Genomic DNA, 19,402 nt, shown 5'->3' with positions numbered 1-19,402 from the left:
GGAGGCACACTCATGTTCACATTCCTGGTCAGCGCCTCGCTCCGCAATCGCCTCCTTGTTCTTGCGATGGCGAGTATCCTCGTTCTTCTGGGCGCCTATACCGCGCGCCAGTTGCCCGTCGATGTGTTCCCGGACCTCAACCGTCCGACCGTTACCATCATGACGGAATCCGAAGGTTACGCCCCGCCGGAAGTCGAGCAGCTCGTCAGCTTCCCGATCGAAACCCAGATGAACGGCGTGCCGGGCGTCAGCCGGGTTCGATCGGTCTCGGGCATCGGACTTTCGATCGTCTACGTCGAGTTCGATTGGGGAACCGATATCTTCCGCAACCGCCAGCTGGTCGCGGAACGCCTCGCCCAAGTGCAGAGCCAGCTGCCTCTCAACGTCACCCCGCAGATCGGCCCGATCAGTTCGATCATGGGCCAGATTCTCCTGATCGCGGTGACGTCGAAGACGGCATCGCCGATGGAGGTGCGCGAGATCGCCGACTTCACGATCAGGCCCCGGCTGCTCGCGATACCGGGTGTCGCGCAGGTGATCCCGATTGGCGGCGAGGTTCGTCAGTACCGGATCGCGCCGCTGCCTTCGGCGCTACGCGCGCTCGGCGTGGGCTATGAGCAAATAGAGCTGGCGCTAAGGCAGTTCGGCACCAACACCGGCGGCGGGTTCACCGATCAGAATGCCCGCGAATTTCTCATCCGCAATATCGGACGCACGACGAGCCTGGAAGACCTGCGCAACATCGTCGTTACCACCATCGAAGGACGTCCTATCCTGCTTCGGCAGGTAGCGAATGTTGAATTTTCGCCCAAGGTCAAGCGCGGTGACGCGGGCTATATGAGCAAGCCCGCCGTGATCGTCTCGGTCGAGAAGCAGCCCAATGTCGACACGGTGCAACTGACGCGACAGATCACACAGGTGCTCGCGGAGCTGGAGCCCAGCCTGCCGTCCGGCGTGAAAGCCAGCGAGATCATATTCAGGCAGGCGAGTTTCATCGAAAACTCGATCCAGAACGTGGAGCGGGTGCTGTTCGAAGCCGCCCTTGTCGTGGCCGTCATCCTGTTCGCGTTTCTTCTCAACTGGCGCACGACGGCCATTTCGCTGACGGCGATCCCGGTCTCGATCCTGACCACGGCCATCATCTTCAAGCTGCTTGGCCTGTCGATCAACACGATGACCCTGGGCGGCCTTGCGATCGCCATCGGCGAGTTGGTCGATGACGCGGTGGTCGATGTCGAGAACATCTTCCGCCGGCTGCGCGAAAACAGGGAGCAAGGCAGCCCCCGCTCCGTGTTCGACGTGGTGGTTTCGGCATCCAACGAAGTGCGGTCGGGCATCGTCTACGCCACAATGATCATCGTCCTCGTGTTCGTGCCGCTGTTTGCGCTTTCGGGCATCGAGGGACGGCTGTTCGCACCACTCGGTCACGCCTACATCATCTCGATCCTCGCAAGCCTGCTGGTTTCGATCACCCTCACCCCTGTCATGGCCTACTACCTGCTGCCGGGGATGAAACGCCTCGCAGAACGAGAGAGCTGGCTGGTCCGCAAGCTCAAGTCTGCGAACCATGCGGCGCTCGGGTTTGCCTTCGTTCACAAGGGATTGCTGCTCGGCGTCACGGCGCTGGCGGTGCTGGGTGCCGGTGCGGGTGTATTCGGCCTGAACCGCGCGTTCCTTCCGGCCTTCAACGAAGGCACTTTCACCATCAATCTTGCGTTCAATCCCGGCGTTTCGCTTTCCGAATCGACCCGGGTGGGGTCGATCGCCGAACGACTCCTGCTTGATGTTCCGGAAGTGATCAGCGTCGGGCGGCGTACGGGACGCGCGGAACTGGACGAGCACGCGGAAGGCGTCCATTCGTCTGAAATCGACGTCGACCTCAAAGCCTCGCAGCGGCCGAAATCCGAGATCGTCGCGGATATACGCTCCCGGCTTTCGGTGCTGCCGCTCTCGGTCAATGTCGGGCAGCCGATATCGCACCGGCTCGATCATCTGCTCTCGGGCGTCCGTGCCGAGCTCGCCCTGAAACTGTTCGGCGACGACCTCGATACGCTGCGAAACAGCGCGGAAGAACTCCGACTGCGACTCTCGAAAATCGAAGGCATCCAGGACCTGCAGGTCGAAAAGCAGGTTCGGATTCCGCAACTCGAGATCCGCGTCGATTATACGCGGGCCGCTTTGTACGGCGTGCAGCCGGGCGCCGTGACCGATCAGTTGTCGCGCCTGTCGAGCGGGCGCGTCATCTCGCGCGTGGTCGACGGCTACAAGCGCTACGACGTCGTCATGAGGCTTCCGGACCGCCTTCGCACGACCGAGAAGCTCGGCGACCTCCTGATCAAGACCCCATCGGGGTGGATACCGGCGCGTCAGATCGCAGACGTGAAGGAGACCGATGGGCCGAATCAAATCCTGAGGGAGAACGGCCGCAGGCGCATCGTCATACTCGCGAACTCGGACGGCAAGACCGACATGGCCGAGATCGTGCGGCGCATTCGCGTCGAATTACAGGCGGCGAGCCTGCCGCAGGGCGTCACCGCGAGTCTTGAAGGCACATTCCAGGCCCAGGAGGAAGCCAGCCTCAGGATAGGTATCCTTTCAGTCGTGTCTCTGGCGCTGATCTTTGCAATTCTCTACAGCCGCTACCGCTCCGCGGTGCTGGCCGCGATCATCATGGGTGGGGTGCCGCTGGCCTTGATCGGCTCGGTCGCGGCACTGGCGCTGACCGGTCAGCCGTTGTCTGTCGCCAGTATGATTGGCTTCATAACCCTCACGGGGATCGCGACGCGCAATGGTATTCTCAAGATAAGCCACTACATCAATCTCGCCTTGCACGAGCGCATGGAATTCGGGCCGGAGCTTGTCATCCGCGGAAGCCTCGAGCGCATGACACCCGTCCTGATGACCGCGCTGTCCGCGGGGCTGGCGCTGCTGCCGCTGCTGATCGCGGCTGACGATCCGGGCAAGGAGATATTGCACCCGGTCGCCGTGACGATTTTCGGCGGACTTGTCAGCGCGACATTGCTCGATGCCCTGATCACGCCTGTGCTGTTCCTCACGTTCGGCAGGAAGCCGCTCATGCGACTGATGCAACGCCAATCCGAGGAGCAACTCGCAGATCATGCTGCTTCGCATTCTTATTGATCGTTCCTATCTTCCCAAAGGAGACTACGCATGAAGTTCAGATATCTCACCCTCGGTGTTGCCCTGCTGGCCGCCCTGCCCGCCTATGCACACGAGCCGAAAGCTTCTCATGGCGGGCGTGTCGCCGACGCCGGTCCATACCACGTGGAACTCGTCGCGAAAGACACGGCGATTGAAGTCTTCCTGATCGGCGAGAACGACAAGCCGATCGATCCGAAGGGTTTCAAGGGCGTCGCCATTTTCAATCTGGGAGGCAAAGCCGAACGCATTACGCTCGTTCCCTCGGAAAAGAACGTGCTGAGCGGAACAGCGGCCACGGCCCTGCCGGCCAAGTTCAAAGGGGCGGTTCAGCTCACCTTGCCGGATGGCAAGACTGCAACGGCGCGCTTCGACTAGCACCGCCTGAGGCGGCGCTGATCCTTTGGGGCCCAGGCGCCGCGACTTTGTAACTCCCCGTCATTGCGAGCGAAGCGAAGCAATCCATGCCTCGCCAAGAACCAAGCTGGATTGCTTCGTCGCTTCGCTTCCTTGCGCAAACGCTTCGCGTTTGTCGCAGGCAATGACGTGGATGGTTCCGAGTACGACAACGGCAGAAATCTCATGCCAGATGCCGCTCCCGCGCCGCGATCCGTTCCCGGATCGCCTTCGATATCGGGACCGGGCGATGGGTTTGCTGGTTGGTGTTGACCCAGACGATTTCACCGGTCACGAGCGCCTCATCGCCGCCCTTCAGGAAGATCGCGAGTTCGAAGGTGAGGCTCGAGTTGCCGATCCGCGCCACGCGCGCGCCGACGTCCAGTTCCCAGTCGAACCGGACCGGCGCCTTGAATTCAATGACCGATTTGACGACGTGGAAATCCTCGCCCGTCTGCTTGGCGTCGGCATACTGATCGTAGCCGAGCGCCCGAAAATACTCGGTGATGGTGGTGTCGAAGTAGGTCAAATAGTGCGCGTTGAAGACGACGCCCTGGCCGTCGATCTCGGAATAGCGCACGCGGAAGGGATGGAAGAACCAGAATTGCTCGCGTGACATCGGGGGCTCCGGCTGTACATGATCGATCGCCTGCATAGCCCACCGTATCCGTTTCATAAAGCCGCCCGCTTGTAGCCCGGATGGAGCGCAGCGTAATCCGGGACTGGTGGGGCCCGCGGGCTCTACGGCCCCGGGTTGCGCTGCGCTTCACCCGGGCTACGGACCGCACTACCCACCTAAAAAAGCCCGGCGCGAGGCCGGGCTTCTCGTTGTTGATGTCGCAGATGCGCGTTCTACCTCCCGCCCATTGCACCGAACTTGTAGTTCAGGCCGGCGCGCACGATGTGGCCATCGTTTTCGAAACGGCTGTTGTAGCCGGTGCCACCGCCGCCGCCGCCGGGAACGACGGCAACGTTCACCGTCTCATCCCTGAAATCGTAGTACAGATATTCCGCCTTCACGGTCCAGTTTGAAGCGAATGCGTGCTCGATGCCGGCGCCGACGGTGTAACCGGCCTCGGTACGGCGATTGTTGCCTGCGAACTGGAGCTGTCCGGCGGGACCGAAGAACGCGACGCTGTTCTCGATATCCGCATAGGCGAGACCACCCGTCGCATAGAGCAGGGTGCGGTCCCAGGCGTAACCGATGCGGCCGCGCACGGTGCCGAAATATTCCATGCGCGTGCGGAAGTTATTGTTGAGCGTGCCGATCCCGTTCAGCGGGATCGTCACGACATTCGTATCATTGCGAATGTCGACATAGGAGATGTCGGTTTCCAGACCGACCACCCAGTTCGGGGTGAGTTGCCAGTTGTAACCGGCCTGGCCACCGCCGATGAAGCCGTCGCGATCGAGACGAACCTGTCCCGGGCGTGCACCACCCGCGACATTGGCGATGTTTGCCGCGGCCTGTCCGGTCGTGGAGATGTTGTCGTCTTCACCGAACGTATAGCCGGCGTGAACGCCGAGATAGAAACCGGACCAGTCGTAGGCCGCCGCGATCAAGGCGGGTGCCTTGGTCACGCGGGCGGGAAGATCGGCGGCAAGCGCCGGAAGCGACAGACACAGCGTCGCCAGTGCTGCCGTTCCAAGTAGAAAGCTCTTCATGGTAGTTCCTCTGAGATACTGAAACGGTCCCGGAGAAACGATCTACACATTCCAAGGTAGAATGCTGTTGCGCGGACATCACACACCGCCGGCTCCACGATTCCAGCCAGACCGAACCGTTCATCCGGACCCGGGATCCGAAGCCGCGAACCTATCGAAAGTGCCTGCGCTGCAATGACTTCTTACATTCGTCACACGCCGCAAAGAGCGTGACCAGTGCATCGATAGACGCGATACGCGGCATGCGGCATCTGGGCGCGTCTTATGATTGAAACCGATCTCGGGTTCGTTCGTAAGCGGCCGTTCGCGCCGGAATCGTCGACGCAAACCAAGTGTCACGCCGCTTGTAGCTTGTAGCCCGGATGGAGCGCAGCGCAATCCGGGACTGGTGCGTTCGCGGGCTCTCCGGCCCCTGATTGCGCGGAGCCTGTCATCGGGCGCGCATTCGCGCGACCCGTTGGCTCCCTCCGGGCTACGACCACACAGTCACAAACACGTCGCGCGTTCGGCGGCGAGATAGCCGAACAACAGGCCGAGGCCGAACAGCAGCACCAGGCCAGCCGCGCCGAACTCGATGCCGCGCATAATCAGCGCACCGCCGCCTTCGCGTCCGGCGCTGAGCCGGCGGGCAAGACCCTTGGCGGACACGGCAATCACGGCGATGGTTGCGACCGTAATCGCGGTGCCGAGCCCCATCACGAAGGTCGCGGCGATGCCGGCCAGGAAAAGGCCCTGCGCCAGCGAAAACACCAGCACCAGGATCGCGCCCGAACAGGGCCGCATGCCGACGGCGAAGATCGCGCCCAGGCCGCGCCGCCAGCCGCCGGGGCCGGCGAGTTGATCCGGCGTCGGCCCGTGCGAATGGCCGCAATGCTCGTCGTGAACGTGACCATGACCGTGAGAGTGGTCGTGGCTGTGAGCGTGGTCAGGGCCGTGGTGGTGATCATGGTGATGATGGCCGTGATCGTGGCTGTGATCATGATGATCGTGATCATGATGATGCGCAGCCGCCATCGCCGGCGCCGGCTTTGCCTGCAACGCCCGCATAAAACCGCCGCCCTTGGTCCAGACCAGCCGGGCGCCGAACGCCGCGATCAAGGCGTAGCTTGCGATCTCGATCGCCTTCTCCGCGGAGCACATCGTCTTGGCGGTAGAACTAAGCAGCCAGGCGAGAACCGCAACCAGCGCCACCGCCACCAGCGCCTGCAGCAACGCCGAGGCGAACGACAGCACGATGCCGCGGCGCGCGGTTTCCTCGTTGGCGACGAGATAGGACGAGATCACCGCCTTGCCGTGGCCGGGTCCGGCGGCGTGAAAGACGCCGTAGGCAAAGGAAATCCCAAGCAGCGTCCAGACCGCGCTGCCATCCGACTTCGCCGCGCGGATGGTCGCCGACATCTCGCGATAGAATTCGGATTGCTTGGCGAGGATCCATCCGATGACGCCGCCGACCTGCGGCTCGGCAGAAGGTCGCGGGCCGCCGAACGGATTCTGCGCCATCAAGGCGTGCACGGCCGCGTCGAACACCATGACGGCCGCAAGCGCGGCAAGTGTGACCGTTATGCCTCGCGCAAGGCCGGCGGGCATCCGCCTCACGGGCAATCAACCATGATCTTGTTGGCGAACATCGCGCCATAGTTGGAATTGTCGCCATTCATGAAATTGTTTTCGTTGAGGCGTTGCGCATTGGCGGTGCCGTCATTCGGCCGCTGGAACTGCATCTTGCAGGCGGCGGGCGCACCGTTGAGCTTGATCGGGTCCTTGTCGTCGAACTTGAAGTCGATGAAGTAGGACGGGTCGAAGACTTCAAGCGCCGTCTGCTTCGCCTTGAACGGCGTCTTGACCGGCAGCATGAAATGCAGCGTCAATTCGCTGTCCTTGTATTCGAGGAAATAATCCACCGGCTCGACAAACTTCTCCTTCTTGCCGTCGGCCTTGGCGAAGGTGAAGAAGTTGAACTCCTTCAGCGATTCGACATTGGTCTGCGCCAGCGGCGCCAGTTCTTCGCGGGTGTAGACGCCCTTGGTCTTGGTCGCGAGCCCCTGCAGCGCGTAGGTGGTGAACATTTCGTCAAAGGTCCAGGCGTGGCGGACGCCCGTGATCGAGCCGTCGGGCGCATAGACCACTTCGCTCTTCGCAGTGATCCAGACGTGCGGATGCGCCTCGGCGGTGGCCGTGCCAAGCGCGATGCCAGCAGCGAGGAGGAGCAAACCGAATAACCTGTGCATCGTTGATGTCACCTCAGGCCGCCGGTGTTGCTTCGAGCAGGCCTCGCCGCCGCAACAGCGCGTCCGCCTCCGGCTCGCGACCACGGAACGCGACATAGGCTTCCTCGGGCTCGCGCGAGCCGCCTGACGAATAGATGTCGTCATGCAGGCGTTTGGCGGTGGCGGGATCGAAGATGTCGCCAGCCTCCTCGAAGGCGCCGAAGGCGTCGGCGTCCATCACTTCCGACCACATGTAGCTGTAATAGCCGGACGCATAGTGATCGCCGGAGAAGATATGGCCGAACTGCGTGGGCCGGTGCCGCAGCGCGATTTCCGCGGGCATGCCGATTTTTTCCAGCTCCGCCTTCTCGAACGCGCCGACGTCGCGGCTAGCGGCGGCCGGCTGGGTGTGGAATTCGAGGTCGATCAGTGCCGAGGAGACGAACTCCACGGTAGCAAAGCCCTGGTTGAATTTTCGCGCGGCGAGGAAGCGCTGCAGCAGGTCGTCCGGCAGCGGCTCGCCGGTCTGGTAGTGCTTTGCGAACTGCCGCAGCACCTGCGGCTGCTCCTGCCAGTGCTCGTAGAGCTGCGAGGGCAATTCGACGAAGTCGGTGAACACGGACGTGCCGGACAGCGAGGGATAGGTCACGTTGGACAGCATGCCGTGCAGGCCATGGCCGAATTCGTGGAATAGCGTCCGCGCATCGTCCGGCGACAGCAGCGACGGCTCGCCATTGGCGCCCCGGGCGAAATTGCAGACATTGATGATCAGCGGGGCGGTCTCGCCGTCGAGCTTCTGCTGGTCGCGCAGCGAGGTCATCCAGGCGCCGGAGCGTTTTGAGGACCTCGCAAAGTAATCGCCGTAGAACAGCGCCTTGTGCTGGCCGGCGGCGTCCTTGACCTCCCAGACCCGGACGTCCGGATGCCAGACCGGAACGTCCTTGCGCTCGGCGAAGGTGATCCCGAACAGGCGGGTGGCGCAGTCGAAGGCCGCCTCGATCATGTGGTCGAGGACCAGATAGGGTTTTATAGCCGCATCGTCGAAATCGGCGCGGCGCTGGCGAAGCTTTTCGGCGTAGTAGCGCCAGTCCCAGGGAGCGAGACTGAAATTGCCGCCCTCCTCTGTGATCAGTTCCTGCAGGGCGTCGCGGTCGGCAAGCGCCCGCGCCCGGGCCGGCTTCCAGACCCGCTCCAGCAGGCCGCGCACCGCTTCCGGCGTCTTGGCCATGGAATCCTCCAGCCGGTAGGCGGCGTAGGTCGCAAAGCCCATGATCTTGGCGGCCTCCTCGCGGAGCTCGAGGATCTCCACGATCGTGGCGTTGTTGTCGTTGGCGTTGCCATTGTCGCCGCGCGCGGTGAAGGCCTTGAAGACCTTCTCGCGCAGGTCGCGGCGCGACGAACTCTTCAGGAACGGCTCGACTGAAGAGCGCGACAGCGTCACGATCGCCTTGCCTGCCATGCCCCGCTCTTCGGCGGTCGCCTTCGCCGCGGCGACGAAGGCTTCGGGGAGACCGGCGCGGTCGTCCTCGCCGAGCTCCATGAACCAGTCCTGCTCGTCGCCGAGCAGATGGTGGCTGAACGAGGTGCCGAGCTGGGCCAGCCGCTCGTTGATCTCGGCCCGCCGCTTCTTGGCGGCCTCGTCGAGGCCGGCGCCGGCGCGGTAGAAATTGGTGTAGGTACGCTCCAGCAGCCGCATCTGTTCAGCCGTCAGGCCGAGCTTGGCGCGCTTCTCGTGCAGCATCGCGATGCGGCCGAACAGCACCGCGTTCATCATGATCGGGTTCCAGTGCCGCGCCATCCGCAAGGAGACTTCCTTGTCGATCTCCAGGATCGCCGGATTGGAGTGCGCCGAGACCAGGTCGTAGAACACGGCCGCGACCTTGGAGAGCAGCTTGCCGGAGCGCTCCAGCGCCGTGATGGTGTTGGCGAAGTCCGGCAGGGTGGGATCATGGGTGATCGCCGCGATCTCGGCGGCATGGTCGGCAAAGGCCCGCTCGAAGGCGGGCAGGAAGTGCTCCGGCTCGATCTCGGCGAAAGGCGGCGTCTCGAACGGCGTCTGCCACGGTTGGAGCAGCGGATTTGCTCCGGCTTCCGGAGCGGCTGCCGTCTGCAGGGTTTCTGACATCACAAATCCCGTCTTTTCCTCTGGAGCCCTCTCGGCCCTGATTGATCAGGGCCGGGCTCCAACTTTGGTTTGACGCGTTTTCTTTAGCGCGAACCGGTCACCACTTCGCCCGAAAAAACGCTCTGGAACATGCGGCAATCTATATCACGCGATGCGGCATTTTTGGGCCTTTTGTGCTTGATAGATCGGCCCTTTTCGGAGAGATTGCGCCCCTTGAACAGGACCTTTTCCATGAGCCCACAGCCCGCTTCCACCTCCTCTCGCGCGATCGTCTGGCCGAGCGTCATCACCGTCATCTCGGCGGCGATCCTGATCGGCGCCGAAGTGTTCGGCGCGGCGTTTGCCGGCGGCTGGGCGCTCGCGATCCTGTTCGGCCTCGACGACACCGCCGCGCATATTCTCCAGGCGGTGCTGTTCGGGATCGGCGTGCTGATCATGGTGGCGTTCATCCGCGCCGCGCAACGCATCGAGCCGTTCTTCAAGCGCGCCTGACGCGCATTCAAGAAAGCGCTGCGGCACAGGCGCTGAAGCGCTCGCGCATCTTTCCAGAAATCTTAACGTCCATTCATGTTTGTTCACCGGCCGCGCGCGCCGAGAACCAATTTGTAAGCACGCATGGGGAAATCTGTCCCCAGCCTAAAAAAATTGTTGCGAAGCAGAATCAAAAGTCTTATTTCCAGCCTTGCCCAATTTCGCACGTGCCTGTGGTCGTGTGTCAGTCGGTAGGTATCCGGACAAGAGGCCGGACAGCCGCCAAGGGGTGGAAGAACCGAGGGTCGCTCCATAAGCGGCCAGCATCTCTCTCAAGAGATGCCGTCGAAGGTCTCGCCATCCTTTGCAACCGTGACTGGCAGCCGGAGGCGAACCGGCGCACCCCGCTCTCAACGGGGGACGCGACTTAAAGCAACGACGGATCGGGCTTTTTTGGTCTCTACCGGCATTCCAACGCCGGCGCGGGCTACTGAAAAGGCTTGTCCTTCATTGCCAGGTGTGCGGGCGGGAAAATTCCCGACCAATCCACGGCAGCACAATTCGGTCTGAGTTCAAGGCCTTGTCGCGTCTCCATCGTGCGGCAACGCCAGCAAACTCATGTCCGAGATCACATTTGAACGGGTCCCGTCGCTGGGCCGTTTGGAGGGTGCTATGACCGAACGTATTCAGGAATTCCTGCGCAACCGCCGCAGCGAGGGCCAGGACACCGAGCCGTGCCTCGTGGTCGACCTCGAAGTCGTGCGCGACAACTACCAGACCTTCGCGAAGGCCTTGCCGGACAGCCGCGTGTTCTACGCGGTGAAGGCAAACCCGGCGCCGGAAGTGCTGTCGCTTTTGGCCTCGATGGGCTCGTGCTTCGACACGGCCACCGTCGCCGAGATCGAAATGGCGCTGACTGCCGGTGCGACGGCTGACCGCATCTCCTATGGCAATACGATCAAGAAGGAGCGTGACATCGCGCGCGCCTTCGCGCTCGGCATTCGCCTGTTCGCGGTCGACTGCGCCGCCGAGGTCGAAAAGGTCGCTCGTGCCGCCCCCGGCGCCAAGGTGTTCTGCCGCATTCTTTATGACTGCGCAGGCGCCGAGTGGCCGCTGTCGCGCAAGTTCGGTTGCGACCCGGAGATGGCGGTCGAGGTGCTCGACCTCGCCAAGCGTCTGGGCCTGGAGCCGGTCGGCATCTCGTTCCATGTCGGCTCGCAGCAGCGCAAGGTGAAGGCGTGGGACCGCGCGCTGGCGATGGCCTCGACGGTGTTCCGGGACTGCGCGGAGCGCGGGATCAGCCTGTCCATGGTCAACATGGGCGGCGGCTTCCCGACCAGGTACCTCAAGGACGTTCCTCCGGTCGTGCAATACGGCCGGTCGATCTTCCGTGCGCTGCGCAAGCACTTTGGCAACCAGATCCCGGAGACCATCATCGAGCCGGGCCGCGGCATGGTCGGCAACGCCGGCGTGATCGAGACCGAAGTCGTTCTGATCTCCAGGAAAAGCGACGAGGACGAGGTGCGCTGGGTGTATCTCGACATCGGCAAGTTCGGCGGTCTCGCCGAGACGATGGACGAGTCGATCCGCTACGCCATCCGCACGCCGCATGACGGCGCGGACATGACGCCGTGCGTGCTCGCGGGGCCGACCTGCGATTCCGCCGACGTGCTGTACGAGAAGATGCCGTATCCGCTTCCGGTGACGCTCGAGATCGGCGACAAGCTGCTGATCGAAGGCACCGGGGCCTATACGTCGACCTACTCGTCGGTGGCGTTCAACGGCATCCCGCCGCTCAGAACCTACCACATCTGACGCCTCGTTTGAGGCTCGAATAACGGGAGCCGGTGCGCCGGCTCCCTCCCCGTCATTTGCCGATTTTCTGACAACGCTTGGCGCGGCGTACAGCCGTTGCGAGCGGGGACTGACGTGCCATGACTGCTTTGCGGAAGACCATTGCTGTCCTCATCTCCGATGCCGCTCCGTTCGCGATCCGTACGGAGCAGGCCTCGGACGTCGCCGCGCGTGAAGCGCTGCTGGATGCCTGCTTTGGCGACAACCGCCATACGCGCACCTGCCAGCGCCTGCGTGACGGACGCGCGCCCGCCGAAGGCCTTGCCTTGTCGGCCGTGCGCCAGGGCCGGGTGGTCGGGTCTGTGCGGTTGTGGCACGTCAGCGCCGGGGGCATCCCGGCGCTCATGCTCGGCCCGCTGGCGGTGGAGGCTTCCTCCCGTCAGCTTGGCGTCGGGGCTGCGCTGATGGACCACGCGCTCGCGGCGGCGAAGGCGCGTGGCCATCGCGCGGTAATCCTGCTGGGCGATGAGCCCTATTACGCCCGCTTCGGCTTCTCGAGCGCCAAGACGGGGGAGCTGCGGCTACCGGGCGCGTTCGAGCGCAATCGGCTGCTCGGCCTGGAGCTGTGCGAGGGCGCGCTCGATAGTGCCTGGGGCATGATCGCCGCAACTGGCGCGCCGCTGCCTAAACCCAAGGCAGGCCCCAAGGCAGGCCTCAAGGCAGGCCGCGCCAGGAAGTCGCTGCTCGTGCCGCGCGTGGCTTGATGCCATGCCGGAGAACCCTCTTCCCAAGCCGAGCGCCAGCGCCCGCCCACGCTTCCGCAGCGTCATCACCACGGTGCTCCTGATCGTGATCTCGGTCCTGATCGTGCGCGACCTCCTGGTGCGCCGTTGGGGCGGCTCCGCGCCTCCGGCCTCCGACGTTGTCAGGCCATCCCGCTAGGCCCGCGAGGGGTTGCGCGCACGGGCGAAAAGCCCTTAAACCGCGCCAAACCCGCCCGGATCATCCCCAGTCCTTCCCACGATCGAGGTTCCGATGCCCCGTCGCCTGATCTCCACCGGCTCGCCCCTTGAGAAGACCGTCGGCTACAGCCGCGCCGTCATCGACGGCGACTTCGCCTTCGTCGCCGGCACCACCGGCTACGATTACGCCACCATGACGATGCCGGCGGATGTCACGAGCCAGTCACGGAACTGCTTCAGGACAATCGAGGCCGCCCTGAAAGAGGGCGGCTTCGCGATGGCCGATATCGTCCGCGCGACCTACTACGTCACTGACGCCAAGGACGTGGATGCCCACTTCGCCGTCTGTGGCGAAGTCCTCGGCGACATTCGCCCCGCGGCGACGTTGCTGATCGTCGTTGGCCTCGCAAGACCCGAGATGAAGGTCGAGATTGAAGTCACCGCGAAGCGCCGCACTGCCTGATCCCACCTTCACGACAGATCGTATTTTTCCGGAGACCCACTTATGAGCCCGTCCGCGCAAATCCATGCGAAAATTTCCGGCCCCATTGTCATGATCGGCTTCGGCTCGATCGGCAAAGGCACGCTGCCCCTGATCGAACGCCACTTTGACTATGACAAGTCGCGCTTTGTGATCATCGACCCGCATGAGGATGGCGAGCTCGCCAAGCAGCACGGCGTGCGCTTCATCAAGGAGGGCATCACCCGCGAGAACTACCGCGAGGTGCTGGTGCCGCTATTGACCTCAGGCGGCGGCCAGGGCTTTTGCGTCAACCTTTCGGTCGATACTTCGTCGGTCGACATCATGACGCTGTGCCGCGAGATCGGCGCGCTCTACATCGACACCGTCGTGGAGCCGTGGCTCGGCTTCTATTTCGACAAGAACATCGGTCCCGAGAAGCGCTCCAACTACGCGCTGCGCGAGACGCTGCTGGCGGCCAAGCACAAGAGCCCCGGCGGCACCACGGCGGTTTCCACCTGCGGCGCCAATCCCGGCATGGTGTCGTGGTTCGTCAAGCAGGCGCTGCTCGACATCGCCCGCGACACGGGCGTCGAGGTCAACGAGCCGAAGAGCCGCGAAGGCTGGGGCCAGCTCGCGCACAAGCTCGGCGTCAAGGGCATCCACATCGCCGAGCGCGATACCCAGCGCTCGAAGAAGCCGAAGCCGATCAACGTGTTCGTCAACACCTGGTCGGTTGAAGGCTTTGTTTCCGAGGGCATGCAGCCGGCCGAACTCGGCTGGGGCACGCACGAGACGTGGATGCCGGAGAACGGCCGGGCGCACACCGAGGGCTGTGGGGCAGCTATCTATCTGCTGCAGCCCGGCGCCAACACGCGCGTGCGGTCCTGGTGTCCGACGCCGGGCGCGCAATATGGCTTCCTCGTCACCCATAACGAGTCGATCTCGATCGCGGACTATTTCACCGTGCGCGACGGGTCGAAGGTGGTCTACCGCCCGACCTGCCACTACGCTTATCACCCGGCCAACGACGCCGTGCTGTCGCTGCACGAGATCTTTGGCGCGACCGGCAAGATGCAGCCGAAGTGGCACATCCTGGATGAGAACGAGATCGAGGACGGCATCGACGAGCTTGGCGTGCTGCTCTACGGCCACGGCAAGAACGCCTATTGGTACGGCTCGCAGCTCTCGATCGAGGAAACGCGGCGCATCTGCCCCTACCAGAACGCTACCGGCATGCAGGTGTCATCAGCGGTGCTGGCCGGCATGGTGTGGGCGCTGGAGAATCCCGAAGCCGGAATCGTCGAGGCCGACGAGATGGATTTCCGCCGCTGCCTCGAAATCCAGATGCCGTACCTTGGCCCGGTGAAGGGTTTTTACACCGACTGGACGCCGCTGTCGGACCGGCCAGGACTATTCCCGGAAGACATCGACACGTCGGATCCCTGGCAATTCCGCAACGTGCTGGTGCGCTGACAGCGCCGGCACGGCATAGCCAGAGAGGGCACGCGGTCCCGGAGGCTCCCGCTGCAGTGCACAGCTGCAGGCTCGAATCCGGGCGTAGAACTACGCAAGGGAACCTCGAGACCGCGTAACACTCGATTAATTCAATCGCGCCATCCTGAAGGGTAATTTTCTGCGAGGGCCCAAGGCCGTCGCCCGCAGCTTTATGAGCGAGGGCTCCCGGTTGGAGCGACCAAACATGCGCGTCATTCTTGCCATCATCCTGGCGGCCGCGGCCCTGGCTGCGTGCACGCCCGAGAGCAGCAACGACGTCACGGGCTCGATCGACAACTGCGTCCGCAAGCTCTACAGCCAGTACAATCCCAAGGACAAGAAGCAGTGCGTCGCGGTGTGCATCGCCTGCGAGCGCGGCGTGACCACGACCTGCTCGACCGCCTGCACGCTGAGGGGCGCGCAGTAAGCGTGGGCAAAAAGTGATTCTTGTTTTTGACGCATTTTCTTCACGCGAACCGGTATCCACTTCGCTCGAAAACGCTATGGGCGCGCGTCACTTCGTCATGTAGTCGAACGCCACCGTGCCCAGCCCCAGCGTCAGGTCCGCCTTGAAATGCAGCGCGGAGACCACTTCGCGCACCGGCAGCCGTGCCACGTCGGCGAGCGCGTGCGGAAACAGGCCGAGCGCGGCGGGGCCGGTCCATGCTTCCTTCAGCGTGATATCTTCCAGATAATAGCGCACTAGTTCGCAGATCCGCGGGCTGCCGTCGACATGCGGGATGATCTTGAGCATGAAGTTCGGCGCCTTCATCGCCTCTAGCACCGCGTCGTGATCGACCGGGCGGTGCTTGTAGCCCATGGTAGCGGAGGCGCACAGCACCGAGCCGTAGTGCAAGGTGCCGACTAGCACGTCGCTCTCGACGGCGATCTTCGGCGAAGCCAGTTTCTTCGGAAAGCCCCAGAGCTCGCGGCCGCCGGCGATCGGTCCCTCGTCGTCCAGATACATCGAATGAACGTAGACGCCCTCCTCGCCCTTGAAGCGGACCGGGATCACCTGGCCGGTTTCGGTGTAATCGCCGAAGCCGGTTGAATCAGGCATGCGGATGAATTCGTATTTGACGACCGCCTCAGTGACTTCGAGCGGCTCGGGCACCACGGCGGCGAGCGCATCGGGGTCGGTGCGATAGGTGATGATGAAATATTCGCGGTTGAAGAAACGATACGGCCCCGGCGGGAACGACGGGTTGGTCAGCGGCATCGAATAGGCGGTTCGCCTGACGTCATCGATCTTCATCGCTTGCCTCATCTGTCATCTGCACGGACACGATGACAGATTATGGGGCAGCCGACGGCAACAGGCGAGGCCGTAAAACCGGCAGAACGGTGCAGACACCGTCACGATGCCGTCATTTCCCTCAGACGACGCCGCCGAGATAGAGCCGCTTGACGATGTCGTTGGCCTTCAACTCGTCGACCGACTGCGCCGCCACCGCAATCTCGCCATGGACGATGATGTAACCGCGGTCGGCGATCCGAATCGCCTGGTTGAAATTCTGCTCCGCCATCAGCACCGTAAGTCCGACGCGCTGCTTGAGCTCGCCGATCTTGGTAATCGTCTGCGACACCAATAGCGGCGACAGCCCGACCGAGGGCTCGTCGATCAGCAGCAGGCGCGGCGAGGACATCAGCGCGCGCGCAATCGCGAGCATCTGCTGCTGTCCGCCGGACATGGTGCCGGCGAGCTGGTTGCGGCGCTCCTTCAGGGCCGGAAAAGTCTCGAACGCCAGCGCGAGATTTTGCCGGATGGCGCCGCGGGCTACTTTCCGGAAAGCGCCCAGCATCAGGTTTTCCGTAACCGTCAGCTTGGGAAACAGCCGCCGTCCCTCCGGCACCAGCGCCACGCCGAGATCGACGATCGCCTCGGGCGAGAGTTTGGTCAGATCGTGCACCTGCCCGTCGATCGAAAGCGACAGCCGGCCGTGATCCGGGCGGACCAGGCCCATGATGCACTTCATCAGCGTGCTCTTGCCGTTGCCGTTGGTGCCGAGCAAGGCGACGGTCTCGCCAGCCTCGACATGAAGCGTGACGCCGCGCAGCGCCTTGACGGCGCCGTAGCCGGCATCGAGGCCCTCGATGGCAAGGCTAAGTGCCAAGATAGGCCTCCTGCACTCGCTTGTTGGCCATCACTTCGGCCGGCGCGCCGATCGCGATGATCTTTCCGGCGTCGAGGCACATCACCCGCTCCGAGAAGCGCATCACCGCCTGCATGATGTGCTCGATCATGATGATGGTGATGTCCTCCTCGCCGAGGCTGATCAGCAGGTCGAGCACCTCGTCGACCTCGGAAGAGGACAGCCCCGCCATGGTCTCGTCCGAAATCAAAAGCTTCGGCCGCACCGCCATCGCGCGCGCGAGCTCCATCTTGCGTAATTCCACCTGGCTCAGCGTATCGGTCGGCGCGCCGGCCTTGGCGGCAAGGCCCATCCGCGTCAGGATCGACATCGCGACGTCTTCCTCCGGCAGGCTCGAACCGACGGTGGCAAAGTCGAGCCCGACCATGAGATTTTCCAGCACCGTCATGCTCTTGAACGGCCGCGGAATCTGGAAGCTGCGGGCGATGCCGCGGCGCGCGCGTAAGTGCGGCGGCAATTGGGTGATGTCCTCGCCGCAGAACACCACGCTGCCGGTCTGCGGACGCAGCGCGCCGGAAATGCAGTTGATCAGCGTGGTCTTGCCGGAGCCGTTCGGCCCGATCAGGCCGAAGCGTTCGCCTTTCCTGATATCGACGCTGATATTGTCGAGCGCGGTGAAGCCGCCGAAGGTCTTGGTAAGGCTTCCGACTTGCAGCAGGGGCGCGTCCGGCGCGGCGGTTACCGTCATGGCTTGCCTCCCGCGCGCAGACGATAGCGCGGCCGCAGCAGCCCGATGATGCCCTTGGGCGCGCCGACCACAAACAGCACCAGCATGATGCCGAGCACCAGCACGTTGACTTCCGAGGAGATGGTCACGGCGAGAAGCTGCTGCGTCGATCCGAGCAGGATGGCGCCGAGCACCGGGCCGATCCAGTGGGCGGTCCCGCCGATCAGCGCCATCGCCAAGGCCGAGACCGAGTAGCTCAAATTGAATGCCGATGAGGGATCGGCATATTGCAGGTACATCGCGGCAGGCGCCCCGGCCGCGGAAATCAGCGCGCCCGATATCATGCAGGCGACCAGTTTCAGCTTCAGGGTCGGCACACCCGTGCATTCGGCCGCGAGTTCGTCATCCCTCAGCGCCTGCAGGCCGCGGCCGATCCGGGAATTCTGGATGTAGCGCGCGATCGAAACGGCAATGACCACCAGCAGCGCCTGCACGAAAAACAGCATCTTCACATAACTGTCGAACGGCGCCATCACCGGCGGCCGCTGCAACTGGATGCCGGCCGCACCGCCGACGAACCGCCAGTTCATCACGAAGGTTTCGATGATGATCGCCAGCGCAATGGTCGCGATCGAGAAAAAGATTCCCCGCATCCGCAGGGTCAGGAGACCGACCCCAAAGCCAAGCAGCATGCCGATAACAGCGGCAGCGCCGATCTGCACCACCAGCGGCGCGCCCGTCGCCTTGAACAAGGCGACCGCCGTGTAGACGCCGACGCCGAAAAAGGCGTTGGTGCCGAAATTGACGTAGCCGGCATAGCCGCCGAGGATGCTCCAGGCGACCGCGAGCGCGATGAACTGCAGGATGACGTAGCCGGCGAAAAACGGATATTCGTTGCGGACGATTTGCGTCATCGACAGCACGGCGGCGAGGAAGATGGCTACGCCGGCCCAGAATGCGATGGTGTTGCGATGCTTCATCATCGGCCGAACAGACCTTGCGGCCGGACGGCGAGCACGCCAAGCAGCATCGCGAACGAGATCGCCGGCGCCCAGGAAGCGCCGAACATCGTCAGCACGATGGATTCGGCGACGCCGAGGATAATGGCGGCGATCAGCGTGCCGCTGATGCTACCGAGTCCGGCCATGACGACGACGCAGAAGGTCCGCCCGATATAGGCGCGGTCGAGCGTCGGCTCGACCGGCGCCACGATGATCAGGAGCGCACCGGCGATCCCGAGCACGGCGGTGGCGATGCCGAAGGCAAACTGCTTGATACGGACCGGATTGGCGCCCATCAGCCGCAGCGCCTCCTCGTCCTGCGCTACGGCACGGATCGCGCGGCCCATGAAGGTTTTCGACAGATACACGGCGAGCAGCACCGTCAACCCCAGCGCGACCGCGAACGCGACGAGCTGCCGGATCGGGATCCGAAACTCGCCGAACCGCCAGGACTTGCCGATATAGGTCGCCGAGACCGAGCGCTGGTCGACGCCGAACTGAAGGATGATCAGCACCTCGATGATGAAGGCGATGCCGAAGAAAAATGCGATGCCGCGCACGCCTGCGTCGGTGCCGCGCCGCTCGAAGGTCTCGTAATAAACGCGGTAGGCGAGCAGGCCGAACAGGAAAAACAGCGGCGTGATGGCGAGCCCCGCCAGCAACGGATCGATGTCGTAGCTTTCGTTGAGCTGGTACACGCCGTAGGAGGCGAGCACCAGGAATGCCGGATGCGCAACATGGGGAACGTCGAGCAGTCCGAACGAGACGGACAGCCCGACGCTGACGGCTGCATAGAAGCAGCCGAGCAGCACCCCAAGCACGACAGCACCTAGCAGCAGGTCCAT

The 19,402-nt window shown here is 63.4% G+C and carries 19 protein-coding genes; 9 read left to right on the top strand and 10 right to left on the bottom strand.

All coding sequences use genetic code 11. The features are described from left to right. Window positions 1-12: 12 nt before the first annotated feature. Entirely contained in the window at window positions 13-3,141 is a 3,129-nt protein-coding gene (locus tag C7G61_RS31010) for an efflux RND transporter permease subunit (RefSeq protein WP_108521024.1), read from the top strand. A 30-nt stretch (window positions 3,142-3,171) separates the two neighbouring features. Next, complete coding sequence (locus C7G61_RS31005; protein ID WP_108521021.1) at window positions 3,172-3,537, top strand: hypothetical protein; 366 nt, start codon at window positions 3,172-3,174, stop codon at window positions 3,535-3,537. Between the two features lie 202 nt (window positions 3,538-3,739). Here the strand turns inward: C7G61_RS31005 and C7G61_RS31000 are convergent, their stop codons facing one another. The 5 genes from C7G61_RS31000 to C7G61_RS30980 all read right to left on the bottom strand — a co-directional run bounded on the left by C7G61_RS31000 (window position 3,740) and on the right by C7G61_RS30980 (window position 9,552). After that, on the bottom strand, window positions 3,740-4,174 hold the full coding sequence (locus C7G61_RS31000; RefSeq protein WP_108521094.1) for an acyl-CoA thioesterase: 435 nt from the start codon (window positions 4,172-4,174) through the stop codon (window positions 3,740-3,742). Between the two features lie 233 nt (window positions 4,175-4,407). Next, window positions 4,408-5,220: an outer membrane protein gene (locus tag C7G61_RS30995; RefSeq protein WP_108521018.1), complete on the bottom strand. Its 813-nt coding sequence runs from the start codon at window positions 5,218-5,220 to the stop codon at window positions 4,408-4,410. Between the two features lie 486 nt (window positions 5,221-5,706). After that, on the bottom strand, window positions 5,707-6,807 hold the full coding sequence (locus C7G61_RS30990) for a nickel/cobalt transporter (RefSeq protein WP_145963712.1): 1,101 nt from the start codon (window positions 6,805-6,807) through the stop codon (window positions 5,707-5,709). Window positions 6,808-6,812: 5 nt separating this feature from the next. Then, the gene (locus tag C7G61_RS30985) at window positions 6,813-7,448 is read right to left on the bottom strand and encodes a DUF1007 family protein (RefSeq protein WP_108521013.1); all 636 of its coding nucleotides are present in this window, start codon (window positions 7,446-7,448) and stop codon (window positions 6,813-6,815) included. A 13-nt stretch (window positions 7,449-7,461) separates the two neighbouring features. Next, complete coding sequence (locus C7G61_RS30980; RefSeq protein ID WP_108521010.1) at window positions 7,462-9,552, bottom strand: M3 family metallopeptidase; 2,091 nt, start codon at window positions 9,550-9,552, stop codon at window positions 7,462-7,464. Between the two features lie 231 nt (window positions 9,553-9,783). On the opposite strand from C7G61_RS30980, the gene C7G61_RS30975 reads away from it, so the two are divergent. From C7G61_RS30975 to C7G61_RS30945, 7 genes are all read left to right on the top strand, one after another. Beyond that, window positions 9,784-10,044, top strand: coding sequence for a hypothetical protein (locus C7G61_RS30975; RefSeq protein ID WP_108521008.1), 261 nt, complete (start codon window positions 9,784-9,786; stop codon window positions 10,042-10,044). A gap of 651 nt (window positions 10,045-10,695) precedes the next feature. Next, entirely contained in the window at window positions 10,696-11,838 is a 1,143-nt protein-coding gene (locus tag C7G61_RS30965; protein WP_108521006.1) for a type III PLP-dependent enzyme, read from the top strand. Window positions 11,839-11,957: 119 nt separating this feature from the next. Further along, window positions 11,958-12,581: a GNAT family N-acetyltransferase gene (locus C7G61_RS30960; RefSeq protein ID WP_108521004.1), complete on the top strand. Its 624-nt coding sequence runs from the start codon at window positions 11,958-11,960 to the stop codon at window positions 12,579-12,581. Between the two features lie 4 nt (window positions 12,582-12,585). Next, the gene (locus C7G61_RS44955) at window positions 12,586-12,759 is read left to right on the top strand and encodes a hypothetical protein (protein ID WP_190242042.1); all 174 of its coding nucleotides are present in this window, start codon (window positions 12,586-12,588) and stop codon (window positions 12,757-12,759) included. Between the two features lie 93 nt (window positions 12,760-12,852). Then, window positions 12,853-13,242, top strand: a complete 390-nt coding sequence (locus C7G61_RS30955; protein WP_057855534.1) for a RidA family protein — start codon at window positions 12,853-12,855, stop codon at window positions 13,240-13,242. A gap of 42 nt (window positions 13,243-13,284) precedes the next feature. Next, the gene (locus C7G61_RS30950; RefSeq protein WP_108521002.1) at window positions 13,285-14,715 is read left to right on the top strand and encodes a homospermidine synthase; all 1,431 of its coding nucleotides are present in this window, start codon (window positions 13,285-13,287) and stop codon (window positions 14,713-14,715) included. Between the two features lie 226 nt (window positions 14,716-14,941). Next, complete coding sequence (locus tag C7G61_RS30945; RefSeq protein WP_108521000.1) at window positions 14,942-15,163, top strand: hypothetical protein; 222 nt, start codon at window positions 14,942-14,944, stop codon at window positions 15,161-15,163. Window positions 15,164-15,250: 87 nt separating this feature from the next. On the opposite strand, the gene C7G61_RS30940 is transcribed toward C7G61_RS30945, so the two are convergent. The 5 genes from C7G61_RS30940 to C7G61_RS30920 form a co-directional block, all read right to left on the bottom strand. Next, on the bottom strand, window positions 15,251-15,991 hold the full coding sequence (locus tag C7G61_RS30940) for an acetoacetate decarboxylase (protein WP_190242041.1): 741 nt from the start codon (window positions 15,989-15,991) through the stop codon (window positions 15,251-15,253). Window positions 15,992-16,112: 121 nt separating this feature from the next. Continuing rightward, window positions 16,113-16,850: an ABC transporter ATP-binding protein gene (locus C7G61_RS30935; RefSeq protein WP_108520995.1), complete on the bottom strand. Its 738-nt coding sequence runs from the start codon at window positions 16,848-16,850 to the stop codon at window positions 16,113-16,115. Further along, on the bottom strand, window positions 16,840-17,577 hold the full coding sequence (locus C7G61_RS30930; protein ID WP_108520993.1) for an ABC transporter ATP-binding protein: 738 nt from the start codon (window positions 17,575-17,577) through the stop codon (window positions 16,840-16,842). The genes C7G61_RS30935 and C7G61_RS30930 overlap by 11 nt, the downstream gene beginning before the upstream one ends. Continuing rightward, on the bottom strand, window positions 17,574-18,539 hold the full coding sequence (locus tag C7G61_RS30925) for a branched-chain amino acid ABC transporter permease (RefSeq protein WP_244608545.1): 966 nt from the start codon (window positions 18,537-18,539) through the stop codon (window positions 17,574-17,576). Before C7G61_RS30925 ends, C7G61_RS30930 begins: the two co-directional genes overlap by 4 nt. Further along, window positions 18,536-19,402: a branched-chain amino acid ABC transporter permease gene (locus C7G61_RS30920; protein ID WP_244608544.1), complete on the bottom strand. Its 867-nt coding sequence runs from the start codon at window positions 19,400-19,402 to the stop codon at window positions 18,536-18,538. The genes C7G61_RS30925 and C7G61_RS30920 overlap by 4 nt, the downstream gene beginning before the upstream one ends.

The organism is Bradyrhizobium algeriense (genome assembly GCF_003062295.1).
GTDB classification, from domain to species: Bacteria; Pseudomonadota; Alphaproteobacteria; order Rhizobiales; family Xanthobacteraceae; genus Bradyrhizobium; species Bradyrhizobium algeriense.
The sequence above is the reverse complement of the archived record's forward strand: the minus strand, read 5'-3'. Positions and strand labels throughout refer to the sequence as shown.

Excerpts from the sequence above, each read along its gene's own strand:
- C7G61_RS31010 (WP_108521024.1), top strand. The coding sequence starts at position 13 with ATGTTCACATTCCTGGTCAGCGCCTCGCTCCGCAATCGCCTCCTTGTT.
- C7G61_RS31005 (WP_108521021.1), top strand. The coding sequence starts at position 3,172 with ATGAAGTTCAGATATCTCACCCTCGGTGTTGCCCTGCTGGCCGCCCTG.
- C7G61_RS31000 (WP_108521094.1), bottom strand. The coding sequence starts at position 4,174 with ATGTCACGCGAGCAATTCTGGTTCTTCCATCCCTTCCGCGTGCGCTAT.
- C7G61_RS30995 (WP_108521018.1), bottom strand. The coding sequence starts at position 5,220 with ATGAAGAGCTTTCTACTTGGAACGGCAGCACTGGCGACGCTGTGTCTG.
- C7G61_RS30990 (WP_145963712.1), bottom strand. The coding sequence starts at position 6,807 with ATGCCCGCCGGCCTTGCGCGAGGCATAACGGTCACACTTGCCGCGCTT.
- C7G61_RS30985 (WP_108521013.1), bottom strand. The coding sequence starts at position 7,448 with ATGCACAGGTTATTCGGTTTGCTCCTCCTCGCTGCTGGCATCGCGCTT.
- C7G61_RS30980 (WP_108521010.1), bottom strand. The coding sequence starts at position 9,552 with ATGTCAGAAACCCTGCAGACGGCAGCCGCTCCGGAAGCCGGAGCAAAT.
- C7G61_RS30975 (WP_108521008.1), top strand. The coding sequence starts at position 9,784 with ATGAGCCCACAGCCCGCTTCCACCTCCTCTCGCGCGATCGTCTGGCCG.
- C7G61_RS30965 (WP_108521006.1), top strand. The coding sequence starts at position 10,696 with ATGACCGAACGTATTCAGGAATTCCTGCGCAACCGCCGCAGCGAGGGC.
- C7G61_RS30960 (WP_108521004.1), top strand. The coding sequence starts at position 11,958 with ATGACTGCTTTGCGGAAGACCATTGCTGTCCTCATCTCCGATGCCGCT.
- C7G61_RS44955 (WP_190242042.1), top strand. The coding sequence starts at position 12,586 with ATGCCGGAGAACCCTCTTCCCAAGCCGAGCGCCAGCGCCCGCCCACGC.
- C7G61_RS30955 (WP_057855534.1), top strand. The coding sequence starts at position 12,853 with ATGCCCCGTCGCCTGATCTCCACCGGCTCGCCCCTTGAGAAGACCGTC.
- C7G61_RS30950 (WP_108521002.1), top strand. The coding sequence starts at position 13,285 with ATGAGCCCGTCCGCGCAAATCCATGCGAAAATTTCCGGCCCCATTGTC.
- C7G61_RS30945 (WP_108521000.1), top strand. The coding sequence starts at position 14,942 with ATGCGCGTCATTCTTGCCATCATCCTGGCGGCCGCGGCCCTGGCTGCG.
- C7G61_RS30940 (WP_190242041.1), bottom strand. The coding sequence starts at position 15,991 with ATGAAGATCGATGACGTCAGGCGAACCGCCTATTCGATGCCGCTGACC.
- C7G61_RS30930 (WP_108520993.1), bottom strand. The coding sequence starts at position 17,577 with ATGACGGTAACCGCCGCGCCGGACGCGCCCCTGCTGCAAGTCGGAAGC.
- C7G61_RS30925 (WP_244608545.1), bottom strand. The coding sequence starts at position 18,539 with ATGATGAAGCATCGCAACACCATCGCATTCTGGGCCGGCGTAGCCATC.
- C7G61_RS30920 (WP_244608544.1), bottom strand. The coding sequence starts at position 19,402 with ATGGACCTGCTGCTAGGTGCTGTCGTGCTTGGGGTGCTGCTCGGCTGC.